Annotated in this window: 25 protein-coding genes; 15 read left to right on the top strand and 10 right to left on the bottom strand. The window is 35.6% G+C overall.

Annotation, left to right across the window (positions count from 1 at the left end; translation table 11 throughout):
- Nucleotides 1-17: 17 nt before the first annotated feature.
- The 5 genes from ACFPVY_RS04395 (at nucleotide 18) to ACFPVY_RS04375 (ending at nucleotide 4,585) form a co-directional block, all read left to right on the top strand.
- Entirely contained in the window at nucleotides 18-1,637 is a 1,620-nt protein-coding gene (locus ACFPVY_RS04395; RefSeq protein ID WP_379790559.1) for a carboxylesterase/lipase family protein, read from the top strand.
- A gap of 9 nt (nucleotides 1,638-1,646) precedes the next feature.
- Nucleotides 1,647-2,732, top strand: a complete 1,086-nt coding sequence (locus ACFPVY_RS04390; RefSeq protein ID WP_379790558.1) for an alpha/beta hydrolase — start codon at nucleotides 1,647-1,649, stop codon at nucleotides 2,730-2,732.
- 5 nt (nucleotides 2,733-2,737) lie between these two features.
- On the top strand, nucleotides 2,738-3,337 hold the full coding sequence (locus ACFPVY_RS04385; RefSeq protein ID WP_379790557.1) for a flavodoxin: 600 nt from the start codon (nucleotides 2,738-2,740) through the stop codon (nucleotides 3,335-3,337).
- A 102-nt stretch (nucleotides 3,338-3,439) separates the two neighbouring features.
- Nucleotides 3,440-4,096 (top strand): carboxymuconolactone decarboxylase family protein, encoded by a 657-nt coding sequence (locus ACFPVY_RS04380; RefSeq protein ID WP_379790556.1) that lies wholly within the window; start codon nucleotides 3,440-3,442, stop codon nucleotides 4,094-4,096.
- An 18-nt stretch (nucleotides 4,097-4,114) separates the two neighbouring features.
- A complete protein-coding gene (locus ACFPVY_RS04375) occupies nucleotides 4,115-4,585 on the top strand; it encodes a cupin domain-containing protein (RefSeq protein WP_379790555.1) in 471 nt (156 codons plus the stop codon).
- 26 nt (nucleotides 4,586-4,611) lie between these two features.
- Here ACFPVY_RS04375 and ACFPVY_RS04370 read toward each other — a convergent pair whose 3' ends face one another.
- The 3 genes from ACFPVY_RS04370 to ACFPVY_RS04360 all read right to left on the bottom strand — a co-directional run bounded on the left by ACFPVY_RS04370 (nucleotide 4,612) and on the right by ACFPVY_RS04360 (nucleotide 6,131).
- Nucleotides 4,612-5,064, bottom strand: a complete 453-nt coding sequence (locus ACFPVY_RS04370) for a response regulator (RefSeq protein ID WP_379790554.1) — start codon at nucleotides 5,062-5,064, stop codon at nucleotides 4,612-4,614.
- Between the two features lie 76 nt (nucleotides 5,065-5,140).
- Entirely contained in the window at nucleotides 5,141-5,593 is a 453-nt protein-coding gene (locus ACFPVY_RS04365; RefSeq protein ID WP_379790553.1) for a response regulator, read from the bottom strand.
- Nucleotides 5,594-5,735: 142 nt separating this feature from the next.
- Nucleotides 5,736-6,131, bottom strand: coding sequence for a hypothetical protein (locus ACFPVY_RS04360; RefSeq protein ID WP_379790552.1), 396 nt, complete (start codon nucleotides 6,129-6,131; stop codon nucleotides 5,736-5,738).
- Nucleotides 6,132-6,325: 194 nt separating this feature from the next.
- Here ACFPVY_RS04360 and ACFPVY_RS04355 point away from each other — a divergent pair, with 194 nt between their 5' ends.
- Entirely contained in the window at nucleotides 6,326-6,736 is a 411-nt protein-coding gene (locus ACFPVY_RS04355) for an RrF2 family transcriptional regulator (protein WP_379790550.1), read from the top strand.
- A 97-nt stretch (nucleotides 6,737-6,833) separates the two neighbouring features.
- The gene (locus ACFPVY_RS04350; protein WP_379790549.1) at nucleotides 6,834-8,054 is read left to right on the top strand and encodes a sterol desaturase family protein; all 1,221 of its coding nucleotides are present in this window, start codon (nucleotides 6,834-6,836) and stop codon (nucleotides 8,052-8,054) included.
- Nucleotides 8,055-8,184: 130 nt separating this feature from the next.
- Here the strand turns inward: ACFPVY_RS04350 and ACFPVY_RS04345 are convergent, their stop codons facing one another.
- Nucleotides 8,185-9,357 carry a proline dehydrogenase family protein gene (locus ACFPVY_RS04345; protein ID WP_379790548.1) on the bottom strand — a complete coding sequence of 391 codons (1,173 nt, stop codon included), beginning with the start codon at nucleotides 9,355-9,357 and terminating at the stop codon, nucleotides 8,185-8,187.
- A 562-nt stretch (nucleotides 9,358-9,919) separates the two neighbouring features.
- Between ACFPVY_RS04345 and aroB the strand changes: the two genes are divergently transcribed.
- From aroB to ACFPVY_RS04320, 5 genes are all read left to right on the top strand, one after another.
- Complete coding sequence (gene aroB, locus ACFPVY_RS04340) at nucleotides 9,920-10,987, top strand: 3-dehydroquinate synthase (protein ID WP_379790547.1); 1,068 nt, start codon at nucleotides 9,920-9,922, stop codon at nucleotides 10,985-10,987.
- Nucleotides 10,988-11,280: 293 nt separating this feature from the next.
- Nucleotides 11,281-12,681, top strand: coding sequence for a type III PLP-dependent enzyme domain-containing protein (locus ACFPVY_RS04335; protein ID WP_379790546.1), 1,401 nt, complete (start codon nucleotides 11,281-11,283; stop codon nucleotides 12,679-12,681).
- Between the two features lie 134 nt (nucleotides 12,682-12,815).
- On the top strand, nucleotides 12,816-13,787 hold the full coding sequence (locus ACFPVY_RS04330; protein WP_379790544.1) for a deoxyhypusine synthase family protein: 972 nt from the start codon (nucleotides 12,816-12,818) through the stop codon (nucleotides 13,785-13,787).
- A 9-nt stretch (nucleotides 13,788-13,796) separates the two neighbouring features.
- Complete coding sequence (locus ACFPVY_RS04325) at nucleotides 13,797-14,195, top strand: DNA primase (protein WP_379790542.1); 399 nt, start codon at nucleotides 13,797-13,799, stop codon at nucleotides 14,193-14,195.
- A gap of 179 nt (nucleotides 14,196-14,374) precedes the next feature.
- Nucleotides 14,375-14,692 (top strand): hypothetical protein, encoded by a 318-nt coding sequence (locus ACFPVY_RS04320; protein ID WP_379790541.1) that lies wholly within the window; start codon nucleotides 14,375-14,377, stop codon nucleotides 14,690-14,692.
- On the opposite strand, the gene ACFPVY_RS04315 is transcribed toward ACFPVY_RS04320, so the two are convergent.
- The 5 genes from ACFPVY_RS04315 to ACFPVY_RS04295 all read right to left on the bottom strand — a co-directional run bounded on the left by ACFPVY_RS04315 (nucleotide 14,687) and on the right by ACFPVY_RS04295 (nucleotide 20,745).
- Complete coding sequence (locus ACFPVY_RS04315; RefSeq protein WP_379790539.1) at nucleotides 14,687-15,202, bottom strand: DinB family protein; 516 nt, start codon at nucleotides 15,200-15,202, stop codon at nucleotides 14,687-14,689. The two genes, ACFPVY_RS04320 and ACFPVY_RS04315, sit on opposite strands and share 6 nt — an antisense overlap.
- Nucleotide 15,203: 1 nt before the next feature.
- The gene (locus ACFPVY_RS04310) at nucleotides 15,204-17,789 is read right to left on the bottom strand and encodes a phosphoenolpyruvate carboxylase (RefSeq protein WP_379790538.1); all 2,586 of its coding nucleotides are present in this window, start codon (nucleotides 17,787-17,789) and stop codon (nucleotides 15,204-15,206) included.
- 92 nt (nucleotides 17,790-17,881) lie between these two features.
- On the bottom strand, nucleotides 17,882-18,361 hold the full coding sequence (locus ACFPVY_RS04305) for an Lrp/AsnC family transcriptional regulator (protein ID WP_056067456.1): 480 nt from the start codon (nucleotides 18,359-18,361) through the stop codon (nucleotides 17,882-17,884).
- Between the two features lie 75 nt (nucleotides 18,362-18,436).
- Nucleotides 18,437-19,591 (bottom strand): M14 family metallopeptidase, encoded by a 1,155-nt coding sequence (locus tag ACFPVY_RS04300; RefSeq protein ID WP_379790537.1) that lies wholly within the window; start codon nucleotides 19,589-19,591, stop codon nucleotides 18,437-18,439.
- Between the two features lie 134 nt (nucleotides 19,592-19,725).
- Nucleotides 19,726-20,745, bottom strand: a complete 1,020-nt coding sequence (locus ACFPVY_RS04295; protein ID WP_379790536.1) for an NHL repeat-containing protein — start codon at nucleotides 20,743-20,745, stop codon at nucleotides 19,726-19,728.
- A 229-nt stretch (nucleotides 20,746-20,974) separates the two neighbouring features.
- Here ACFPVY_RS04295 and ACFPVY_RS04290 point away from each other — a divergent pair, with 229 nt between their 5' ends.
- Nucleotides 20,975-21,637: a spermidine synthase gene (locus tag ACFPVY_RS04290; protein WP_379790535.1), complete on the top strand. Its 663-nt coding sequence runs from the start codon at nucleotides 20,975-20,977 to the stop codon at nucleotides 21,635-21,637.
- Between the two features lie 77 nt (nucleotides 21,638-21,714).
- The gene (locus ACFPVY_RS04285) at nucleotides 21,715-22,500 is read left to right on the top strand and encodes a Fic family protein (protein WP_379790534.1); all 786 of its coding nucleotides are present in this window, start codon (nucleotides 21,715-21,717) and stop codon (nucleotides 22,498-22,500) included.
- Here ACFPVY_RS04285 and kdsB read toward each other — a convergent pair whose 3' ends face one another.
- Nucleotides 22,501-23,226, bottom strand: coding sequence for a 3-deoxy-manno-octulosonate cytidylyltransferase (kdsB, locus tag ACFPVY_RS04280; RefSeq protein WP_379790533.1), 726 nt, complete (start codon nucleotides 23,224-23,226; stop codon nucleotides 22,501-22,503). It lies immediately after the preceding gene.
- Between the two features lie 177 nt (nucleotides 23,227-23,403).
- On the opposite strand from kdsB, the gene ACFPVY_RS04275 reads away from it, so the two are divergent.
- Entirely contained in the window at nucleotides 23,404-23,682 is a 279-nt protein-coding gene (locus ACFPVY_RS04275) for a hypothetical protein (protein WP_379790532.1), read from the top strand.
- Nucleotides 23,683-23,698: the final 16 nt, after the last annotated feature.

Raw genomic sequence — 23,698 nt, 5'->3', positions numbered from 1 at the left:
AAATTAAACAGCATCACATGAGAAAACTAGCGATTGCTTTAACCGTCATAATAAATTTTGGATGTTTTGCCCAAAATGAGAGCAGTAATGAAAAGTCTAACCAACCTACTGTTCGTATCTCTTCAGGACTTGTTCAGGGTTTGAAAAATGGCGATATTGAAAGCTTCAAAGGAATTCCGTATGCCGGTGCTCCCACGGGAGAATTCAGGTGGAGACCGCCACAGCCTACTCCTTCTTGGAAAGGAATTCGTGATGCCAGTAAATTCTGTGCAGATTGTGCACAGGCAGCTTGGCCAAGAACTTTAGGTACGATCCGTGAAAATACATCAGAAGACTGTTTGTTTCTAAATATCTGGAAACCTGCTAACGCCAAGACAGATAGAAAACTTCCTGTAATGGTCTGGATTTACGGTGGTGGTTTTGTAGGCGGAAGCAGTTCAGATTCACAGACTTCGGGCGAAAAATTTGCAAAGCAAGGCGTCATTCTTGTGAATTTTAATTACCGACTTGGAAGATTGGGACATTTTGCATTTCCAGCGTTATCCAAAGAAAATCCAACCGAGCCGAAAGGAAGTTATGCTTATATGGATCAGATTGCTGCGTTGCAATGGGTAAAAAAGAATATCGCCGCATTTGGAGGAGATCCTGAAAATGTTACCATTTTCGGTGAATCTGCAGGCGGTGTTTCGGTACAATCTTTATTGACCATTCCCGCTGCAAAAGGTCTCTTTCAAAAAGCTATCATAGAATCCGGCGGTGGAAGAGACGGTGTTCTTACCGGAAGACCGATCAGTAAAGAAGATATTGACCCTCATTATCCGGTTTCTGCAGAAACAATCGGTGTCAATTTTGCACGCAAGCATAAAATTGATGGAACTGATGCAAAGGCATTGGAAAAACTCAGACAATTAAGTGTCAGCGACATTGTGGATGGTGGACAGGAAGCTATCGAAGGAAGTAATGCAATTATCTATTCAGGACCAATTCTGGACGGACGTTTTGTAACTGAAACCGCAGAAAGTGCTTATAATGCAGGAAGAGTACCAAATATTCCAATTATCATTGGTTCAAACAGCGCAGAAGTTCCTGCTGGTTTTGTAAATGCGAGGTCAAGAGAAGAATTGGAGAGTTTTTTCGGAGAGATGAAAGACGATTTTTCTAAAGTTTATGACGCGGACGGCAAAACTGAATTCGCAAAAATCCTTACTCAGGTAAATACCGATAAAGTCTGGGCAGAACCTGCAAGATTTACGGCAAGGTCCTTTACCTCAAAGAAAATACCGGCGTATGTCTATCTTTTTTCTTACGTGCCTGATGCTTTGAAAACAAGAATGCCTTATGGCGCATCACACGCTTCAGAAATTCCATACGTCTTTAATAATCTTGCTGACAGAAATGGATTTACAGTTACTGAAAAGGAAAAAAAACTTTCAGTTATGATGAATACGTACTGGGTAAATTTCGCAAAAACAGGAAATCCAAACGGAGAAGGTTTACCAATATGGTCAGCTTACGATGCAGCCAAAAATCAAGTTTTTGAGTTTAAGCAGGATAGTTCAGCGTCAGATATTGAAGATTACCGAAAACCAAGACTTGACGTAATCGAAAAAGCGGTAACCAATAAAATAATCAAATAAAAGTAAAATATGAAAATCAAAAATAATTTCAAGAAATGGAGCATTATTTTTTTAACCTTGCTTTCCGTTTTCTCAATGGAAGCTCAGGAAAACACGTCAAAAAAGCCTTTATTAATTGAAGAACAAGGAAGTTTTGCCGTTGGCGGAACAATAATTACTAATCCTGGAACTTTTAATCCTCTTAAGCCAACTCCAGAAGGCCAGACTTTTCGTGGCGATCACGCTTATGTGTTTTACCAAATTCCTGCAAAGGCAAAGAAACTGCCGTTGGTGATGTGGCACGGTATCGGGCAATTTTCCAAAACTTGGGAAACCACTCCTGACGGACGCGAAGGTTATCAGAACATTTTTCTAAGAAGAAATTTTCCAGTCTATATTTTGGATCAGCCAAGACGCGGAAATGCCGGAAGAAGCACGGTTTCGTCAACGATTGAACCGGTTCCTGACGAACAGCAATGGTTCAATGTTTTTCGTGTGGGAGTTTGGCCAAAGTATTTTGACAATGTTCAATTTGCAAGAGATTCTGCTACGCTTAATCAGTATTTCCGCTCGATGACTCCAAATATTGGAACAATTGATATAAATGTGACTACAAATGCTGCGTCAGCATTATTCGAAAAAATTGGGCCAGCAATTCTGGTAACACATTCGCATTCAGGAGGAATGGGTTGGATTACTGCTGTCAAAAATCAAAATGTAAAAGCAATAGTTTCTTATGAACCCGGAAGCGGTTTTATTTTTCCAGCCGGAGAAGTTCCCCAGCCGATTGCCAGTTCAGCGGGCGCTTTGGAGGCTTCTTCCGTACCTATGGAGGATTTTATGAAACTGACCAAAATTCCGATTATCATTTATTATGGCGATAATATTCCAGAAAAACCTTCTGATAATTCAGGTGCCGATGGCTGGAGAGCGCGCCTTCAGATGGCAAGACTTTGGAGAGATGCCGTTAACAAACACGGTGGCGATGTTACTGTTGTGCATCTTCCGGAAGCCGGTATGAAAGGAAATACGCATTTCCCGTTTTCAGATTTGAACAATATTGAAGTTGCCGATTTGATGAGCAAATGGCTTAAAGACAAAAAATTAGACCAATAGAAATTATGAAAAAGATAATGATCCTGCTTTTTTCAGTATTCTGTTTTTCCTCCTGTTCAAAAGCGCAAGAAACCACAGCCATGAAAGATAAAAACGTGCTGATTGTCTATCTGTCCAGAACAAAAAACACGAAAACCGTCGCCGAAATCATCCATCAAAAAACGGGTGGAAAATTAGTCGAATTGGAACTAAAAAATCCCTATCCTGAAAATTATCAGGAAATCGTGGCGCAAGTTTCTAAAGAAAATGAAACCGGTTTTCTGCCTCCGTTGAAGACAAAAATCGAAAATATAGAAAAATACGATGCAATATTTATCGGATTTCCTACTTGGGGAATGCAATTGCCTCCGCCGATGAAAAGCTTTTTAAAAGAATATAATCTAAAAGGGAAAACCATTATTCCTTTCAATACCAACGCGGGTTATGGCATCGGAAGCAGTTTTGAAACCGTAAAAGAACTAGCGCCAGAAAGCAAAATCCTAGAAGGTTTTTCAATCAAAGGCGGCAAAGAAAAAGACGGAATCTTATTTGTAATGAAAGGCGATAAAAAAGTCAAAGCCGAAAAAGAAATCCAAGAATGGCTCAAGAAAATTGGGATTTTATAAACATAAAATAGCACTATGAAAACAACCTACAATCTAAAAAATATTGGACTAATATTAATGCTATGCTTCGCTTTATTTTCTAATTTAATCAAAGCACAAAATATGAAAACACTAGAAAACGGACTTAATCCAAATCAGAAAAGCATCATTTATATCGCATCATTTACTGCAAAAGGTGATTTAGAAAATCTAAAAGTGCAATTAAATTCAGGACTCGACAATGGCTTAACCATCAATGAAATCAAGGAAATTCTAGTTCATACGTATGCCTATTGCGGTTTTCCCCGAAGCATTCGTGGCCTGCAGACTTTCATGGAAGTTTTGAACGAACGAAAAGCAAAAGGAATTGCTGACAAAGAAGGAAAACAAGCCTCAGAAATTAAAAATGATGAAGCAAAATATCAAAGAGGCAAAAAAATTCTGGAAGAACTTACCAAAACACCGCAACCGGAAACACTTTCGGGATATTCTGCCTTTGCTCCTGCTATTGATACTTTTTTAAAAGAACATTTATTTGCTGATATTTTTGAAAGAGATGTCCTGACTTTTGCCCAAAGAGAACTGGTAACTATTTCAGTAATTGCAACCATCGGCGATGCCGAACCAATGCTGAAAAGCCATTTGGGAATTTCCCTAAACGTTGGGATTAATCCAAATCAACTGCAAGATTTTGTATCCATAATCAAGATTTCTTCGGGAGAAAAAAATGCAAAATCGGCCAAAGAAGTTTTGGATGAAGTCTTGAAATCTCAAAAGTAATTTATAAAAAAAACTGTTATGAAATTTAGATCGAAATATAGTTTGCCCATCTTTTTACTTGCAATTTTTGCTTGCAATGACAAGAACGATGCGTCAAATGACAATGCCTTAATTTTTCCAAAAGGAGAAAAAATAACCAACGATAATTTTACCGGAACCGCTTATTTGCAGATGCTGGTAAAAAATGACAGTGTAAATCCAACAGCGGTTGGAAACGTGACTTTTGAACCCGGAGCCCGAACAAAATGGCATTCGCATCCTGGCGGACAGATAATTTTGGCAACCGACGGCATCGGGTTTTACCAAGAAAAAGGACAGCCAAAAAAAATTATTCACAAAGGAGACGCTGTAAAATGTCCGCCAAATATTGAGCATTGGCACGGCGCCAGCGCTGACAGCCATTTTGTGCAACTGGCAGTTACCAATAACGACAAAGGAAGTGTTGTGTGGCTAAAACCAGTCACCGATGAAGAGTATAATTTAAAATAAAAACAGCCACTCAAAAGTGGCTTTTCTTATAATGGAGTAATTACGAAATTTCGCTTATCGCTGTTTCTGCGTTTCCAATCTATTTCAAATATTTTTGAGATTAATAATTTTAAATCTCTGTAATCGGATGGCTTGCTAATAAAAGCGTCAGCACCGGCAATAAAAGTTTCCGCTTGGTCAAATTCTGAAGTTGAAGTGGAATAAATCGCGATAACCGGAATCGATTTAAACTCTTTCATGGCGCGAAGTTCTTTTAAAGCTTCCTTTCCGTTTTTAACTGGCATATTCAAATCTAAGAAAACCAAGTCTGGTATCGCCTGTTTGTTAGAAACCATGCCGTCAACAAATTCCTGACCATTTTTATATTGTGTGAGTGCTACGTTAAATGGAAGTTGGCTTAGTACTTCCTCAAAAAACTCTCTATCTTCTGCGTCGTCATCAACAAGAACGACTTTAATTATATCTAATTCTGCTAACATATATATTTTTAAAAACTTTGCCAAATTTATAAAAAATATACACATAAAAAAAGCGACCATTGATAGTCGCTTGTTGTTATAAAGGAGTGATTATAAAATTCTTTTTGTCAGTGTTTCTGTTCTTCCAGTCGATCTCAAAAATCTGTCGAATCAATCGCTTGAGATCTTTATAATCATTTGGCTTGCTGATGAATGCGTCTGCTCCGTGGAGAAAAGTTTCGGCATGATCTTTCTCAGATATCGAAGTGGAATAAATCGCAACCACCGGAATATTTTTAAAATCTGGCAACGCTCTCAATTCTTTAAGCGCCTGAACGCCATTTTTTACAGGCATGTTGAGGTCAAGAAAAACCAAGTCAGGAAGATTCGTTCTGTTAGCAATCATTCCATCCACAAACTCCTGTCCATTTCGATAAGTGGTGACTTCTGCCTCATAAGGAAGATCCTCAAGACATTCCATGAAAAATTCAATATCCTCAGCATCATCTTCTACTAAAATAACTTTTGTTTTTCCTAACTTATCAATCATAGCCACTTGTTTTTGAAATTTAAAGATAGTCAGAATCTTCAGGACAAGCAAATTAAATTTCCGTGACAATGGGCTATTTAACTATTTTTAAGACTATTTAAATAGTAACAGATTGAAATAATTATAGAAATAAGAATAAATCTTAAGGACGCGCAGAAACGGGAGTTTTGGAAAACTCCTCCTCCATTTTCTTCGGGTCGATCAAGTCAGATTCGATAACGTGTTTTAGATTTTCGCCTCGCACGGTCACTTTTAATTTATCCGTAGAAATAAAAGTAATGACTTCCACGGGCTTTCCTTGGTATTCGCAATGATACACCGAAGTATTGCGAACCGCAATCGCCTTTTTGATAATCTTTAAAGTTCCAAGCGGTTTTACATCGATATCAGAATCAGAAATGGTTAGAATCGTTTCGGGATCCAAGTAAGGAACGCCGTCGATAATATAACTTTCTGACTTGAAAACACTAACATCGTTAGATTGAGAATAGCCCGTGGCAACTGCCAAAAGCATTGCGAACGTAAATAATTTTTTCATAATAATTAATTTTACGTCGGAAACCGGGGGAATTGTCCGATAATTTGATGCAATTTATAAATTGAAACAGTGCGTTGTCTTACACTTTTTTAAGATTAGATTACCAGATTCCTATAATTTGGATCGGTTCTCAAATACCAGACTTTTTTTTAATCTCTAATTAAATAGTAACTTTGGGTAGTTAAATTTTAAGAATGTTATCACGAAGAGTAAAATATGCCTTAAAAGCGCTAGTCTATTTGTACAACACAAAAGAGGCAATCCCGGTGTCTGCAAAGAAAATTGCCGAAGCAGAACGCATTCCTTACAAATTCTTGGAAGCCATTTTAAACGATTTGAAACTAAACAAAATCGTTAAAAGCCAACGCGGACCCCAAGGCGGTTATAGTTTTGCAAAAGACCCAAACGACATCAGCGTGGCGTCAATCATGCGAATTATCGATGGGCCAATTGCCTTAACCTCTTGCACTTCAGAAAATTTCTATGAAAAGTGCGACACCTGCATTGACGAAGAAACCTGCCACATCAGAAAATTGTTTTTAGAACTGAGGATAAAAATGATCCCGATACTCGAAAAGTCAATCGCCTCATTTTCTTCTACCTAAAACATTTAATAAAATATAATTCCTATAGGATTAGTATGAATTAATAAAACTTTTTATCTTTGTTCGAACAAAAGTGAAGCATACTTAAATTCGAACAATGGAAAATATTAACTTTTTAGCTTTTGCAATGCCGGCCTTTTTCCTTTTCGTATGGCTGGAATTCAAGTTAGCGCAACGCAAAAAAAGACCCGAAATATTCAATTATGAAAGTTCCGTTTCAAACATCAGCATCGGAATTGCAGAGCGGTTAATCAATCTTTTTATCGCCGGAAGTTTTTACCAATTGTACTTTTATATCTACGAAAACTATAGAGTATTCGAAATCCCAAGCACTTTTTTAGTTTGGATCGCCTTGATTTTAGCCACCGATTTTGTTTGGTATTGGTACCACCGATTGGGTCACGAAGTCAATTTCTTTTGGGCAGCGCACATTGTCCACCACCACAGCGAAGAATTTAATTACACTGCCGCTGCAAGAATTACCACATTCCAGGCAATTATCAGAACGGGATTTTGGTGCATTTTGCCCTTTATAGGATTTCATCCGATGATGATCATCACGATGCTTGTGGTTCACGGAGCCTATTCTTTTTTCACGCATACGCAAGTCGTCGGCCGTATCAAATGTCTGGAATATGTTTTTGTGACGCCATCAGTCCACGGAGTGCACCATGCTTCCGATGAAAAATACCTGGACAAAAATTATGGTGATATGTTTACGTTTTGGGATAGAATTTTTGGCACATTTCAAGAGGAACAGGAAAAGCCAAAATACGGACTGACGCATCCTTTGAAAAGCTACAGTTTTTTATGGCAGCATTTTCATTACTACTTTGAGATTTATGAATTGATGCAACGCTCAAAAGGTTTTAAGCCAAAATGGAAAGCCGTCTTCGGAAGCCCCGCCGAAATGGACCAAGACATTCGCCCAATGCTCGAAAGAAAGTTTCTCCAAGACAAAACCGATCGAAGCCACCGCTTAAAATTCAGAAATTACCTTTACGTTCAGCTAGCAATTAGCGTGGTTGTCTTAACCGGATTTACCTATTATTTCGAAAGCGTAAATTTCTATGACAAACTTTTCGTGCTCACATTTATCATGGTCACATTGATCAATTGTTGCGCGCTTTTAGAACAAAGAAAATGGATTTATTACTTAGAATATTTTAGGCTGTTTGCGATTTCCACCTATATTTTACACTTAGAAAATGCCACCGAATACCTGTTTATCCCAGTTGTATTGATGCTGATCGCAGAAAAATCATTCTCGTTAAGTACCAAATACCAAAAACTTGTCTTGCAATTAGAGACACGTTAATTTTTTGTTTTGTTTGTTTTGTTTGTTTTGTTTGTTTCAAAAAAGCGCTCCGGAATATTCTGAAGCGCTTTTTTTCCATAAAAAAAATCCCGAGCTCTCACCCAGGATTTTATACAATACAAAAGGAAAACTACTTTCCTTTTCTTCTATCTCTTTCCGTTTTAATCAAATTCAGTTCACGGCTCGTCTGTCCGGCAACCGAAGTATTTTCCTCCGCTCTACGAATCAAATACGGCATCACATCACGAACTGGCCCAAAAGGCAAATATTTCGCCACATTATAACCATTCTCCGCCAAGTTATAGCTGATGTTGTCACTCATGCCATACAATTGACCAAACCAAACACGGTCATCACCTTTTTCAATTCCGTTTTCGTTCATCAATTTCATTAGTTTATATGAGCTTTCTTCATTGTGAGTTCCGGCAAAAATGGCCATCTTGTCTAAATGTTCCACCATATAAATCACGGCATCGTCATAATTAATATCGGTTGCTTCCTTTGAAATACAAATCGGCGACATATATCCTTTTTCTTCAGCGCGCTTGTTTTCCTTTTCCATATACGCGCCACGAACCAGTTTCATCCCAATGTAAAAACCTTCGTTTTTAGCAATCTCGTGAACCTTTTTCAAATAATCCAATCGGTCCCAACGATACATTTGCAAGGTGTTGAAAACAATCGCCTTCTCCTTATTATACTTGCGCATCATATCTAAAACCACATCATCCGCCGCGTCTTGCATCCAGCTTTCCTCGCCGTCAATCAACAGCGCCACATCTTTTTCATAAGCCGTTTTGCAAACCAAATCAAAACGCTCCAGAACACGGTGCCATTCAGAAGCTTCTTCAACGGTCAGCGTTTTCCCCTCGCCTAATTTTTCATACAATTCAAATCGTCCAAAACCAGTCGGCTTAAAAACCGCAAACGGAATCGCCTGCTTTTCTCTGGCAAATTCAATGGTTTTCAGCGTCATATCAAGCGCAATATCAAACTGCTTTTCCTCCTCTTTTCCCTCCACAGAATAATCCAAAACCGAAGAAACCTTGCCTTTCGTGTACATTTTATCCACAACCGTCAAGCAATCTTCCTCATTCACGCCGCCGCAAAAATGGTCAAAAACCGAAGCTCTAATTAAGCCCTCCACCGGCAAATGCGCCTTCAAGGCAAAATTTGTGACCGCAGTCCCAATGCGAACCAAAGGTTCAGAAGCAATCATCTTAAAAAGAAAGTAAGCTCTATCAAGTTCGGTATCACTTTTCAAGGCAAACGCCACCTGTGTATTATTGAAAATCTTTTCCATTCGTTAGTTTAATATTACCGCAAATATAATTACTCATTTGCGATTTTTTCTTAAAAATTGCCTTATTTTGCCATTTAAAATTAAGATTTTTATCAAGAGCGAATGGCCGGTAATTTTCAGTAATTCATTTTCCCGCTGAAGCCGCTCGCTTTGCTTTTTCTAGCGCAAAAGCAAGAGCTCAAACAACGGCATCATCGGGGCTATTTGAGAAACCATTTGATTTTTTGGAAACGCCAGTACCAATCTTTGTCGATAAACGTTGTCGGTATCCTAACAGGTTTTCAAAACGGGTTAGGTATTTATTCGATAGATTTTTTTTTAAAATCAGCAATAAAAGTTTCGGCTAAAGCCAAAATGACATTGCAAAAATAAAACGGGCTAAAGCCCGTTCCTATTCATAAAAAAAAGGAGACACAAAATATTCGATAACGTTTAGATGAATAGGATTGGGCTTTAGCCCATTCATTAAAAGATAAATCACAAATCGGCTTTAGCCAAATTTTTAATCGGCTAAAACCAAACAATATAAATGTTGACTAAAAATCAACAAAAAATAATAACAATGAACACAATCCAAGCCAACGGTTATCCAATCCATTTCAATGAAAATGCCTATTTAGAATTAAATAAGTTTCTTTCTGAAAACAAATACTCCAACATTTTCATCTTTGCCGACAGCGATACAAACGAACATTGTCTTCCTGTTTTTCTGCCAAACTTAGAAACAGATTTGACCATTGAAATCGTAGAATTTGAACCAGGCGAAGAAAACAAAAACATCGAAACCTGCGTAGAACTTTGGAAAGTCTTAACCGAATTAAAAGGCGACAGAAAAAGTTTGGTCATTAATGTTGGCGGTGGCGTTGTCACAGACTTGGGCGGATTTGTAGCTTCTACCTTTAAAAGAGGAATTGATTTTATTCACGTTCCTACTACTTTATTATCAATGGTTGATGCTTCCGTTGGTGGAAAAAATGGTGTGGATCTAGGCAATCTAAAAAACCAAATCGGGGTGATAAACGTTCCTAAAATGGTTTTGATTGACACACAATATTTAACATCGCTTCCGCAGAATCAAATGCGTTCTGGTCTTGCAGAAATGCTAAAACACGGATTAATCTTCGATAGAAAGTATTGGAACTTATTTTCAGACCTAAATAACTTAAATACAAACGATTTAGATATTTTAATTCATCAATCTGTTGAAATAAAAAATAACATCGTAATACAAGATCCCACAGAACACGGAATCAGAAAAGCGTTGAATTTCGGACATACTTTGGGGCACGCCATCGAGAGTTATTTCCTTGAAAATGAAACTAAAACCACACTTCTGCACGGAGAAGCAATTGCCGTGGGAATGATTTTAGAAGCTTACATTTCGTTCAAAAAACAATTGATTTCAGAAACTGACTACGAAGAAATAAAATCGGTCATCAACAGCATCTTTGATAAAATTACTTTTGAAGAAAACGACCTAAATCCAATACTGGAATTGCTTATCCACGACAAGAAAAATGAGTTTGGAACAATTCAATTCGCGCTCCTTGATGGCATTGGGAACATAAAAATTAATCAAACTGTTGAAAACGAATTGCTTATTGATGCATTTTTAGAATACAATTCTTAATATTTTTTTAATAAAAATCATTGCATAACAGCTATTTTATTTTTTACATTTGCCTCAATGAAAATGAACCAAAATCCATCTCTTTTTTTACTTGGCTTTAGCGAAAACAACAAGTATTATCAGCATTTGCTGAAAATTCTGTGTGCTATTAAAAGCATTATGGTTTTTGATATTTTCCAATATTCAAATACTTACCAAGAAAAACTGCCGATCATTTATGCAAATATTAGGGTTTGAACTTTAGATAAAAAATAATTTTTTACTATATTTAAATCTAAAATACTGACAAATAAATGAATACAAAATATTCTGATCTAATAAATCAAACATTCTATTTCCCTCAAGAAGAATTTAAGCTAAACAAAGACAACCTTTTGTTCCACAATATTGATTTGATGAAAATCGTTGAACAATATGGCACGCCTTTGAAATTCACCTACTTGCCTCAAATTTCTAACAACATCAACCGCGCAAAAGGTTGGTTCAGAAAAGCGATGGAAAAAAACAAGTATGAAGGAAAATATTTTTATTGCTACTGTACAAAAAGCTCTCATTTTGAATTCATTATGAACGAAGCTTTTAAAAATAACATCCATATTGAGACTTCTTCTGCGTTTGACATCAACATCGTGGAAAACTTGTTGGAAAATGGAAAAATCAACAAAAGCACGTATGTAATTTGCAATGGTTTCAAACGAGATCAATACATCACAAACATCGCTCGTTTGATCAATAACGGTCATAAAAACACAATTCCGATCATTGATAATTATGAAGAATTAGACTTGCTTCAGGCAGAAATCCCTGGTAAATTTAAAATCGGGATTCGAATTGCGGCTGAAGAAGAACCTAAATTTGAGTTTTATACGTCTCGTTTGGGAATTGGTTACAAAAATATCGTGAGCTTTTACAAAAAACAGATTCAGGAAAACCCGAATTTGGAATTAAAAATGCTTCACTTCTTCATTAATACTGGTATCAACGATACTTCGTATTACTGGAATGAATTGGTAAAATGTATTAAAGTGTACATTGCTTTGAAAAAAGAATGTCCAACTTTAGACGGTTTGAACATCGGCGGCGGTTTTCCAATTAAAAATTCTTTGGCTTTTGAATTCGATTATCAATATATGATTGACGAAATCTTGAACCAAATTAAAATTGCTTGCGACGAAGCTGAAGTTGATGTTCCAAACATTTTTACAGAATTCGGATCATTCACAGTTGGAGAAAGTGGCGGTGCGATTTACCAAGTTTTGTATCAAAAACAACAAAATGATAGAGAAAAGTGGAACATGATTGATTCGTCTTTCATCACGACTTTGCCAGATACTTGGGCGATTAACAAGCGTTTTGTAATGTTGGCCGTGAACCGCTGGAACGATACTTATGAAAGAGTACTTCTAGGCGGAATGACTTGTGATAGCGACGATTATTACAATTCAGAACAAAATATGAATGCAATTTATCTTCCAAAATACAGCAAAGAAAAACCGTTGTACATTGGTTTTTTCAACACCGGAGCGTATCAAGAAACCATCGGAGGTTATGGCGGTTTGCACCACTGTTTGATTCCGCAACCAAAACATATTTTGATTGATCGTGATGAAAATGGGATTTTGGCTACAGAAGTATTTTCTGAACAGCAGAGTTCGGAAGACGTGCTAAAAATATTGGGTTACACACAAAAATAAATTCAAAATTAGGCAACAAGGAAATTTGAAAATTCGTAACATTGCCGAAATTAAAAAAATTGAAACCATATAATAATTTCTATGATTTGAATAACATTTGAATCTTGAAGTTGTATAATTTTAAAAATAAAAAAATGAGTAAAGGACCAATCAGTCAGTTTATTGAAAAGTATTATTTGCATTTCAATTCTGCAACAGTAGTTGACGCAGCGAAAGCTTATGAACAGCAATTGCAAAATGGTGCGAAAATGATGGTGACTTTGGCTGGCGCAATGAGTACTGCTGAAATCGGTAAGATTTTCGCAGAAATGATTAGACAAGATAAAGTTCAAATTATTTCGTGTACGGGCGCAAACCTTGAAGAAGATATTATGAACCTTGTGGCCCACTCTCACTATGAAAGAGTTCCAAATTATAGAGATTTGACTCCACAGCAAGAATGGGATTTATTAGAAAGAGGATTGAATCGTGTGACTGATACTTGTATTCCTGAGCACGAAGCGTTTAGAAGATTGCAAAAACACATTCATAAGATCTGGAAAGACGCTGAAGATGCTGGCGAAAGATATTTTCCACATGAATTTATGTACAAAATGTTGCTTTCAGGTGTTCTTGAAGAATATTATGAAATTGACTTAAAAGATAGCTGGATGTATGCTGCAGCAGAAGCTAATTTGCCAATTATCGTTCCGGGATGGGAAGATAGCACAATGGGAAATATCTTTGCTTCATACGTTATCAAAGGAGAATTGAAAGCTTCTACGATGAAATCTGGAATTGAATATATGACTTACCTTGCTGATTGGTATTCTAAAAACAGTAGCAATGGCGTAGGTTTCTTCCAAATCGGTGGAGGAATTGCGGGAGATTTCCCAATCTGCGTTGTGCCAATGTTGTACCAAGATATGGAAATGCACGATGTACCTTTCTGGAGTTATTTCTGCCAAATTTCTGATTCAACTACAAGTTATGGTTCTTATTCTGGAGCAGTTCCAAATGAGAAAATTACTTGGGGTAAATTAGATATTAATACTCCAAAATTTGTTATCGAGTCGGATGCTACCATTGTGGCACCATTAATTTTTGCTTACCTACTAGACTTATAATAAAATTGTATGAAAAGAATTATTGTAGATTATTCTAAACTAACCAACGAAATCTTGACTTTATTAGTTGAGAAATTTCCTGACGGATATGATGACTCTAACATTATCCGATTCAGAAATGCAAAAGACGAAATGATCGAAGCGGTTGAAGTTCGTACCGAAGACACTATTTATTTAGTGAAAGTTAGCACGAAATTAGCCAGCAGAATTGAAAATTTTGATGACGAAGATGATTTAGATGATGTTGTTGTGCCAATCGACGCTATCAAAGGTCTTGACCTTGATGACGATATCGACGACGATGAAGAAGAAGAAAAAGAAGAAAAAATTGAGTTAGACGATGAAGATGATGAAGACAGAGATGTAAATGACATCGCTGATGATGAAGATGATGAAGACGAAGACTAACTTCTGAATAAAATTTAAAAGGGAACTCGATAAGACGTTCCCTTTTTTTATTTAAGATAAGTAGTACAACTGCAAAATAAACGTGATTTTCATCGTATATTTTTGACTTACATCGATTTAGAGAATTTGGCAATGATAATTTTTATATTTTTAAATTACCAATTACAACCAAAAAATCGATGTTTCCGTTCAACCAAAAACAAAACCGATGTCAGGAATGGTTTGACTTTAGAGTCTTAATCATCATTAAAATCATATTTCTACTTTGGGGATTAGCCATCTTAGGAATCCAACTAAAAATGTTTGAAATCACAGTTGGTTTCAAAGTTCTGCTTCCCATTGCGGTATTAGTTTTTATTTTCAGCTATTTTGCAAAAAATAAAATCAACAGAGAAAAAGCCATCGCACTCTCCTTATTTATCTTTGCGCTTTTTTTAATCATAAAAGTTATGGACATCGCGCACGGAACCAAATGTTTCTCTGGAATAAATCTATAAATAACGCTCCTCAAAAACCTTTTGATGATGCTTTTGATGGCCAATAATAATTACACCCAAAGCTCGAACCGAAACAGGAAAGCCAGAAGCCGTCCCCATTCTTAACAACGCTTCTTCATTAAATGTTTTAAACAAATGAATTGTGGATTGTCTCACGAGCGCCAGTTCTGTCAGCAGATCGCGAATGGTTCGTTCGCTTCCTCCGGCAATAGCAGCATAATCATTTTCATCAAAACCAGGCAACGGAGTTCTGTCGTTTCTGGCAATTCGCAAAGCACGGTAAGCAAAAATGCGCTCTGAATCCATCAAATGTTGCAAAATATCTTTTATCGTCCATTTTCCCTCCGCGTAGCGGTAATCATATTTATCCATCGGAATATTTTGAACAAATCGAATCAAATCGTGAACCGAAATTTCCAACTCTTCTAATAAATCTCCATCAGAAATCTGCCCAACATACGAAGTATAAAATGGCGCAAATTCTGAATCTGTCAATTGGCTAATTTTCATCTTAAGCGGAATTTCTGCTGGCATTAATATTTCCGAAAAGAGAACGCATTACGATTTTTTCGTATGTTTTCAAAAGATCATCGTCGTGCTTTTCATCAGCATTCAACTCGTTAATTTTTGACAAAGCATATTGTTGTATCGTCAAGAGTGGCAATACAATCTGCTCTCTCAATTGAATCGAAGCTTTACCATCAGGATAATTTTCCATCAATTCATCAAAACCAGAAAGTTTTAAAAGAAGGCGTTTTGTTTCTTCAAATTCCTTGAAAATAATTTCCCAAAATGCTCCAAACTCAGCATCTTCTTTCATATAAGCGGTCAACGGAAAAAATGATTTTGCCAGCGACATCATACTGTTTTCAATCAAGGTTTTGAAGAACAAAGAATTATTATACAAATCTTGGACTTTATCCCAATTTCCATTTTCTTCAAAATGTTTTAGCGCAGTTCCCACGCCATAAAAACCAGGAACATTTTGCTTCAATTGACTCCAAGCGCCGACAAACGGAATCGCTCTCAAGTCATTAAAATCTAATTTATCTGACTTGCTTCTCTTCGAAGGACGGCTTCCAATATTGGCTTGCGCATAGTATTTCAACGCACTTCTTCGCTCTAAATAAGGAATAAATTTTGGGTGATTTTTAAAGTCAGAATACGATTTATAGCTCACTGTTGACAATTCTTCCAAAAGTTCTTTTTCAGAATCTGAGAGCTTATTTTCTCCTTTGTAAAAAACTTGATTGGCCACACCGGCACTCAAAAGATTTTCTAAATTGAAACGACAAGAATCCAAAGTTCCAAAATTTGAACTGATGGTTTGCCCTTGAATTGTAATTTGAATTTCTTTATTTTCAATATCTGGTCCCAGCGAAGCATAGAATTTATGCGTCTTCCCTCCGCCTCTAGCCGGCGGTCCGCCACGTCCGTCGAAGAAAATTACTTCCACATCATATTTTCTGGAAATTGCTGTAAGCGCTTCTTTTGCTTTGTAAATACTCCAATTCGCCATCAGATAACCGCCGTCTTTTGTTCCGTCTGAAAATCCTAACATAATCGTCTGTTTTCCATTTCTTCGGTTCAAATGTTCAGCATATTTTTTATTGGAATAAAGCATATCCATAATTTTTTCTGCATTTTGCAAATCTTCCACCGTTTCAAATAGCGGAACAATATCTACCGTCGGGTTTTCCCAACCGCATAATCCAAACAAAGCATACGTTTCTAAAATATTCTGAGCACTTTGCGTATTGCTGATGATGTAACGGTTTGAACCATATTCGCCATTATTTTCTTGGATGGTTTTTATCGCATAAATCGAATCGATCGTGGATTTGGTATTTTCTTCCTCAAACATTGTTGCCGTCAAATCAGATTTTACTTCCATCAAAATGTTCAATCGTTCTGATTCGCTCAAATCATCATAATTTTCAGGAAAAATATTCAGGTTTTTATCTTTTGCCACTTTCTCAATCTCATCAAAAACAGCATCGTGAATCTTACTATTTTGTCTTACGTCAAGCGTTGCAAAATAAAATCCGAAGAGATTTACTTTATTTATAAATTTATCCAAATCATCCAAATATAAAGATTGATGATTGGTTACAATTTTTTCCCTGATTTCTGCCAAAGTCGCTTTAATTTCGTCAAGCGTAATGTAAAGTTCACCTTTTGAATAAAAAACAGAACGGTAAATTTTGTGTTCTAATTCTGTCCAAATCGTGTCAACTCCGGCAAATGTGAGCTTTCTTTTCAACTGACGGATGTCATTATAGTAACACTTTAAAATCGATGTGCGAAGTCTGTCGGTTACTTTCAGCGTAATTTCATTGGTTACAAAAGGATTTCCGTCGCGGTCGCCTCCAGGCCAAAACCCAAAATTGATGATTTGATTTTTAAGCAATTCTCCTTCAAAAACATTTTTTTGAAAGTATTGCATAATATTTCCTGCGGTTTCATAAAAAACATTCTCAAGATACCAAGTCAAACTCACCGCTTCGTCAAAAGGAGTTGGTTTTTCTTTTTTTATAAAAGGTGTTTTCCCCAATTGCGCTAACAATTCTTTGATCCTTTTCAAATCGTTTCCGGTAATCGCTTCTTCCAAATCGGTAATAATTCCCAAAACAGATCCTGGATAAAACTGCGTTGGATGTGCCGTCAAAACGGTTCTGATCTTAAAATCCTCAAAGAATTTCTTCAGCTCTTTTGACATATTTTTTGACTCTGCCCTATCTTTTGTATTTCGCACAGAATTGGCTCCATCCAAATTATTTATAATTGAAAAAGCAGCATCTTCAATGGCATCAAATAAAACGATCTGCCTTTCCACATATTGGATAAAGCGAAACATCAAGTCGATTTTTTCCTTTTCGGAAGCATTGTCAAGATATTTTTCAGAGAAGAAATCAAAAATCTGCTGTGGTTTCCATTGGTTTTTAAAACCTGATTCACAAACTTCAGCAAAAAGCGGAAGCATAATTCCTGTATTTCCAACGTTATCAAACGGAAGCGTGATTAACATACTGTTGTAAATCTGATATTTAGAAGCGACGTTTTCTTCGAAGCGCTCGAGTTTTGGGGATGTATACATTTCTATAATTTTTGTCGAATAATTTTGCCTTAAATTAATAAAAAAACCCTCAAGTTTTCACAAGAGGGTCTTAAATTTATATCAATAAAAGATTACATATCTTTAAAAATTGTGTGCATCAGACGCTTTTTATCGTTGATACTTTCGTCAAGCGAAATCATCGTTTCTGTTCTGTAAACTCCTTCGATATCATCGATCATGAAGATTACTTCTTTTGCATGTTTTGTATCCATCGCACGAATTTTGCAGAAAATATTGAATTTTCCTGTAGTAACGTGAGCAACTGTCACGAATGGAATTTCATTGATTCTCTCCAAAACAAATTTGGTTTGAGAAGTATTGTGAAGGAAAACTCCAACATAAGCGATAAACGAATATCCTAATTTTTCATAGTTTAAAGTCAATGAAGAACCCATGATAATCCCAGCCTCTTCCATTTTCTTAACTCTCACGTGAACTGTTCCTGCAGAAATCAGCAATTTTTTAGCGATATCTGTAAAAGGAACTCTTGTGTTGTCAATCAGCATATCCAATATCTGATGGTCAACTTCATCTAAACGAAACTTATTCATAAATTATAGTTTGTATTTGTTTTCTAAATTTGAGTACAAAAAAATTAATTTTTTTTCAATAAAAAAAGAAAATCCTTAAACAATTGGCAAACCGTTAACAATTTTAACATTGTCTCCCAAGTAAAAATCAAAATTTTGACCTATTTTCGGAATATTGGATTGCTTGTCAGAATATACTTTTCCTTCAGCATCAAATTCAAAGTGGCCAAAATTTTCTTTCAAATCTCCAATATCAGCAAGGGTTGCGACAAATTCAATATGTTTTTCAACTAAAACCTCTTTAAATTGAATTGCAAAATTCGTAATAATTTGTCTATTATCATAGTTAATTTTGATATTTTTATAAATGAAATCATAAAAAATCGGTTTATTCTGCGGAATATTGAAATATTTATCCGTTTTATTGCAAACTATATCGTTTTCGTAAATGTATTTTAAACCCGAAATCAACGCGATGAAAATAAATTTTCGTGTGATTTCACGGTCATAATCGCCTTGAAAATGGCCAGCTTCAAACAAAATTGTCGGAGTTCCAAGATATTTAAAAGTGTCTCCAACACAATTTAAGTTGAATCCGTCATCAAAACGTCCAACTTGACCAGGAATAAATTCTTGAAGAACTTCATTCATCGCCACAATCACGTTCATTGCTTTTTCGCGAACTTCATTAATATCTCGATTTTCATTGTAAGAAGGTGCTAAAAATGAAACTGTCGCGGGATTTCTAGTTTCTCCCGAAGCAAAAATTGTGCGCTGATCGTGCAGATTATAGCAAAAATCAGGTTTAAACTCGGAATGAATTTTTCTGAGCAATTGGCTTTCGGGTTGAGAAAGCGTTTGAAAATCTCTGTTTAAATCGACTTCGTTCGCATTCACGCGCGTGTAATTTTTTGCTCCGTCTGGATTTAACATCGGAATACAATAAAATGTAAAACGTTCCAGAAGCTTTTCTGCCAATTCACTTTTGCTATTCAATAACTTTAATAAATCAAAAAGTGCTTTTGTAGTCGTGCTTTCGTTTCCGTGCATTTGCGACCAGAGCAACATCTTCATTTTTCCGCTTCCTACTATATACGAATGAATATCTTTTCCTTCAACAGATTTTCCGATAACTTTTAAATTGTCATTTTGGTTCAAGGAATTTAAAATCGGTAGAATATTTTCAAGAGTTACATATCTTCCAAACAAAGATTCTACTTTGCTTTCAAGGAATAATTTTTCGAAATCCATTGGTCAAATTTTAGATTTACAAAAGTAAACAACTTAATTTTATTATTACTGCTGAATTGGGTAGGCATAAAAAAAGGAAAACCTCAATTCGAAAGAATCAAGGTTTTCCAAACCAATAAAACAAACACAAAAAATTAATCTCTTAAATAAATTCCTGTAACTCCAGGTTCTATTCTATTTGCTGTTGGTGCCACATTCGCGTCTGCCGCCGTTGGATAAGCAAAAGTCAAAACTCTACCTCCACCGTTTAAACGCTCTGCCACGTATATTTTGTTTGAATCATCATCGATAGAAACATCCACCGGATTTCCTAACATTGTGTTCGATCCATAAATTCTTTTCTGATTTGATAAAGCGATCGTTCCGCCATCAACTGTTCCTGAAAAAACTGAAATGAAATTTTCGATTACAACAATTCCACCATCTGAATCAGAATTTGCATCTCCAACATCTGTCAAAACAACAGTGTTATCATCAAAATCGATTCCGTGTGTTCTAACAAGACCTTCAATTGCAACTGATTTATCGGCAGTTAATGCACCACTTTGCTTTGAAAAAATGTTGTTGAAAACTGCAACTCTATTAGTTAAATCTTCAACGGCAAATAAATTTCCGTCCTTAATATGGATTCCCCAAAGTTTAAAACTTACGTCAAAAGTTTTTTCTAATGTAAAACCAGTCGCTGTTCTCAAATAAACAAAAAGTCTATTTTGCAATCCGTTTGTAGCGAATTGATCTTGAGCAACAATCACTCTGTCGTCGTCAACTGTAATTTCTCTAGCGTTTGTGAAATCTCCTGTTGTGCTACTTGCCGTCATTGTTAAGCTTGAGCCAGTTCCTGCCAAAGCTTCTCTGAAGTTTCCATAAACTTCTAATCTGTTGTTTGTTCTTGACGCGATAATCACTTCGTTTCTGTCGTCGTCAAAATAAATTCCGTCAGCATCAACTGACCCTGTGCTAAAAAAACGAGCTACTGGACTTGATGTCGTTAAATCTGTGTACGAAATCGTACCGCTTGTGTTACTTGAAGCAAATAATTCCGTGTCCGGATCGTTGCTTCCTCCGTTGTTGTTTCCTGAATCATCATCGCTACTGCACGAGACTACTCCGATTGCGCTTACCGAAAGCGCCACTAAAAATAAATTCTTTTTCATAATTTATGGTTTTTTAAAATGGTTGAACATACTTAAAATTACGAAAGCTGTTTCGCTTTGGTTTTAAAACGATTCACAAACGTTTGTTAAAAAATAAATTTAAAATCACAACAATCTAAAAATCAATAACAAAAACTCAACGAATTTTCATTTTATATGCTGAAAATATTCTATTCGATTTTTAAGAACATATCGCTTATTATTTTATTTTTGAATCAAATTAAATTTTGTGTTTAAAAAACTTTTCAGCTACATACTTCCAGTAAATATCCACAAGCAAAATTCTTCCATAAGCAAGAATATCGAAATTACGTGGGCAAATGGCGAATTGGTTTTAGATTCAAAAAACACAAATTATTCTTATGGAAGTTTGCAACGCATTTTGAGAAAAGGTCTTAAAAGCATTGGTTTTGAACGAATTTTAAAGATGAATCATATCTTGGTTTTGGGTGTTGCCGGCGGAAGCGTAATAAAAACTTTATCGGAAGAAATTAAATTCAAAGGAAAAATTACCGGCGTTGAAATTGATTCTGAAATTATAAAAATTGCGAATTCCTATTTTCATTTGGACCAAATTCCAAATTTTGAAGTAGTTATCGATGATGCTTTTGAATTTGTTTTGAAAACTAAAGAAAAATATGACCTTATAATTATTGACATCTTTCAAGACACCACGATGCCTAATTTTTTGTTTGAAGAATTTTTTCAAAACCGAACTTGTTTCTTATTAAAGGAGAAAGGGATAATTCTGTTTAACACGATGTGTCTTTCTGAAAAGGAAAATCTTCGGAACAAAAAATATCTGGAACAAGTTAATTCAGAATTATTTTCTGCAAGAACAATTCCGCGTGTTGAAGACCACAACGAGCTGATCATTTTAGAACGAAAATAATTTTATAACAATTTATCGAAATTTTCACTCTTGAAAGAAGATTTCCTGCGTACCTTTATATCTCAATTTTAATAAAAATGTCTGAATTCCAAATACTTTCTCGCGCCCATTTCGATGATTATAAAAAATCACTTCAATCCAATTTCCAAGCCGATTATCTTGCCATAAAGTCAAAGCCGATGGACCCCGATTCTTTTAAAGTTTATAATTCAAATTCTGTTGTATTTTCATCAAGAATTGAAGGCGAAAAAATTGAATTGGATGATTATTTAAAATACAAATTACTGAAACAAAATCTGGAGGAAGATTTGGTTGAAAAGCCAGACGACTTATATGAAGCGTATATTTTTGCCCAAAGGGAAAAACTGAAATTTGATAATTTTTTCAAAGCACATTCGATACTTTCAAAAAGCCTTTTGCCACAAGAACAACAAGGAAGAATGCGTTTTGGACAGAAAGTAATTTCAACAGAAAAAGATGGAAAAATTACGTATGAAGCTTGTCAGGCCTCAGATGTTCCAAAGGAATTCAGAAAATTATTTGAAGACATTGACTATTTGTTAGAACAAGATTTAACCATGGAAGAAAGCTTTTATTTTGCTTCTTATATTCATTTGGTTTTCGTGAAAATTCATCCGTTTGATGACGGAAACGGACGTTCTGCACGGCTTTTAGAAAAATGGTTTTTAGCCAGAAAACTAGATATTTCGGTTTGGAGCATCAATTCTGAAAAATATTACCACGACCATTTATCTGAATATTACAAAAATTTGGAAGACGTCGGTTTTTTCTATGAAAATTTGGATTATGGAAAAGCGAATGATTTTTTAGGAATGTTGGCAAAGGCGGTTTCTTATGAATAATTAAAGCATTTTTCTCGCCTTTTCTAAATCTTCAATTGTATCAATTCCAATGCCTACGTGCGTGGTTTCAACCATTTTAATTTTCTTTCCATATTCCAGATAACGAAGCTGTTCTAATTTTTCAGAAGCTTCCAAAGATTTCATCGGAAGACTGTAAAAATCCAACAAAGCTGGTTTTCTGAAAGCATAAATTCCAATGTGTTGAAAATAACGAACGCCCACATTTTCTTCCCTTGGATAAGGAATCACCGAACGCGAAAAATATAGTGCAAGACCATTTTGGTCCACAATCACTTTTACATTATTCGGATTTGCAATTTCTTCTTTGTCTGTTATTTCACGCATTAAAGAAGCCAAATCGATTTGTCGCGCTTCATCGTTTTTAAAAACTTCCAGTAATTTTTCAAGAGGTTCTTTGTTGATAAAAGGTTCGTCACCCTGAACATTTACAACAATATCAACGTCTAAATCTTGAACCGCTTCCGCAATCCGGTCGCTTCCTGATTCGTGTTCTTTTTTGCTCATAATGGCTTTGCCTCCATTGGAAACAATTTCATTAAAAATCAAATCAGAATCGGTTACCAAAAAAACATCGTCAAATAGATTGGTCTCAACCGCCGATTCGTAAGTTCTTAAAATGACTGTTTTTCCGCCCAAATCTTGCATTAATTTGGCTGGAAATCTTGTGGATGCGTAACGTGCTGGAATGACTGCGGTTATTTTCATTTTTTAAAGACTTGCAAAGTTTAGAGTTGCAAAGTTACCACGTTTGGTAAGATTAAAAGACTTTCTAGAAATTAATCTATAATGTAAAACTCAAATTTATTGTTTTAAAAAGTTTTTATCTATTGATTTAATATTACTGATAAATAAAATCTATATTTGTAAAAATATTTTTTTATTATGGAAGCAATTTATATAGAAGAATTTGGACAAAATTTAAATAATCTATTTGTCGAAAAAATCATTGAAGCTGAAAGCGGTTTAAACAAAAAATTTGAAGAATTGGAAAAGACTTGCTATAGATTTAGCCCAAAAATTGGAGCTATTATTAACGGTAGAGAATTTACAGTAGAAGTTAATGAATGGATTTTCTATAAAGACGGAAAAGTAGTTTGTTATCTAGATACAATGCTAGATATAAAAGGGAGGTATTTTTATATAAATTCAAGTATAGTTTAAAAAAATCTATGGATTA

This window comes from Flavobacterium qiangtangense (assembly GCF_042658345.1).
GTDB lineage: Bacteria > Bacteroidota > Bacteroidia > Flavobacteriales > Flavobacteriaceae > Flavobacterium > Flavobacterium qiangtangense.
This window is presented reverse-complemented; position numbering and strand designations above follow the sequence as displayed.

Coding starts and splice junctions, on each gene's coding strand:
- kdsB (WP_379790533.1), bottom strand. CDS start 23,226: ATGAAAATAACCGCAGTCATTCCAGCACGTTACGCATCCACAAGATTT.
- ACFPVY_RS04300 (WP_379790537.1), bottom strand. CDS start 19,591: ATGGATTTCGAAAAATTATTCCTTGAAAGCAAAGTAGAATCTTTGTTT.
- ACFPVY_RS04390 (WP_379790558.1), top strand. CDS start 1,647: ATGAAAATCAAAAATAATTTCAAGAAATGGAGCATTATTTTTTTAACC.
- ACFPVY_RS04365 (WP_379790553.1), bottom strand. CDS start 5,593: ATGATTGATAAGTTAGGAAAAACAAAAGTTATTTTAGTAGAAGATGAT.
- ACFPVY_RS04335 (WP_379790546.1), top strand. CDS start 11,281: ATGAATACAAAATATTCTGATCTAATAAATCAAACATTCTATTTCCCT.
- aroB (WP_379790547.1), top strand. CDS start 9,920: ATGAACACAATCCAAGCCAACGGTTATCCAATCCATTTCAATGAAAAT.
- ACFPVY_RS04375 (WP_379790555.1), top strand. CDS start 4,115: ATGAAATTTAGATCGAAATATAGTTTGCCCATCTTTTTACTTGCAATT.
- ACFPVY_RS04355 (WP_379790550.1), top strand. CDS start 6,326: ATGTTATCACGAAGAGTAAAATATGCCTTAAAAGCGCTAGTCTATTTG.
- ACFPVY_RS04305 (WP_056067456.1), bottom strand. CDS start 18,361: ATGAATAAGTTTCGTTTAGATGAAGTTGACCATCAGATATTGGATATG.
- ACFPVY_RS04325 (WP_379790542.1), top strand. CDS start 13,797: ATGAAAAGAATTATTGTAGATTATTCTAAACTAACCAACGAAATCTTG.
- ACFPVY_RS04310 (WP_379790538.1), bottom strand. CDS start 17,789: ATGTATACATCCCCAAAACTCGAGCGCTTCGAAGAAAACGTCGCTTCT.
- ACFPVY_RS04330 (WP_379790544.1), top strand. CDS start 12,816: ATGAGTAAAGGACCAATCAGTCAGTTTATTGAAAAGTATTATTTGCAT.
- ACFPVY_RS04385 (WP_379790557.1), top strand. CDS start 2,738: ATGAAAAAGATAATGATCCTGCTTTTTTCAGTATTCTGTTTTTCCTCC.
- ACFPVY_RS04345 (WP_379790548.1), bottom strand. CDS start 9,357: ATGGAAAAGATTTTCAATAATACACAGGTGGCGTTTGCCTTGAAAAGT.
- ACFPVY_RS04395 (WP_379790559.1), top strand. CDS start 18: ATGAGAAAACTAGCGATTGCTTTAACCGTCATAATAAATTTTGGATGT.
- ACFPVY_RS04360 (WP_379790552.1), bottom strand. CDS start 6,131: ATGAAAAAATTATTTACGTTCGCAATGCTTTTGGCAGTTGCCACGGGC.
- ACFPVY_RS04275 (WP_379790532.1), top strand. CDS start 23,404: ATGGAAGCAATTTATATAGAAGAATTTGGACAAAATTTAAATAATCTA.
- ACFPVY_RS04320 (WP_379790541.1), top strand. CDS start 14,375: ATGTTTCCGTTCAACCAAAAACAAAACCGATGTCAGGAATGGTTTGAC.
- ACFPVY_RS04380 (WP_379790556.1), top strand. CDS start 3,440: ATGAAAACACTAGAAAACGGACTTAATCCAAATCAGAAAAGCATCATT.
- ACFPVY_RS04315 (WP_379790539.1), bottom strand. CDS start 15,202: ATGAAAATTAGCCAATTGACAGATTCAGAATTTGCGCCATTTTATACT.
- ACFPVY_RS04370 (WP_379790554.1), bottom strand. CDS start 5,064: ATGTTAGCAGAATTAGATATAATTAAAGTCGTTCTTGTTGATGACGAC.
- ACFPVY_RS04285 (WP_379790534.1), top strand. CDS start 21,715: ATGTCTGAATTCCAAATACTTTCTCGCGCCCATTTCGATGATTATAAA.
- ACFPVY_RS04350 (WP_379790549.1), top strand. CDS start 6,834: ATGGAAAATATTAACTTTTTAGCTTTTGCAATGCCGGCCTTTTTCCTT.
- ACFPVY_RS04295 (WP_379790536.1), bottom strand. CDS start 20,745: ATGAAAAAGAATTTATTTTTAGTGGCGCTTTCGGTAAGCGCAATCGGA.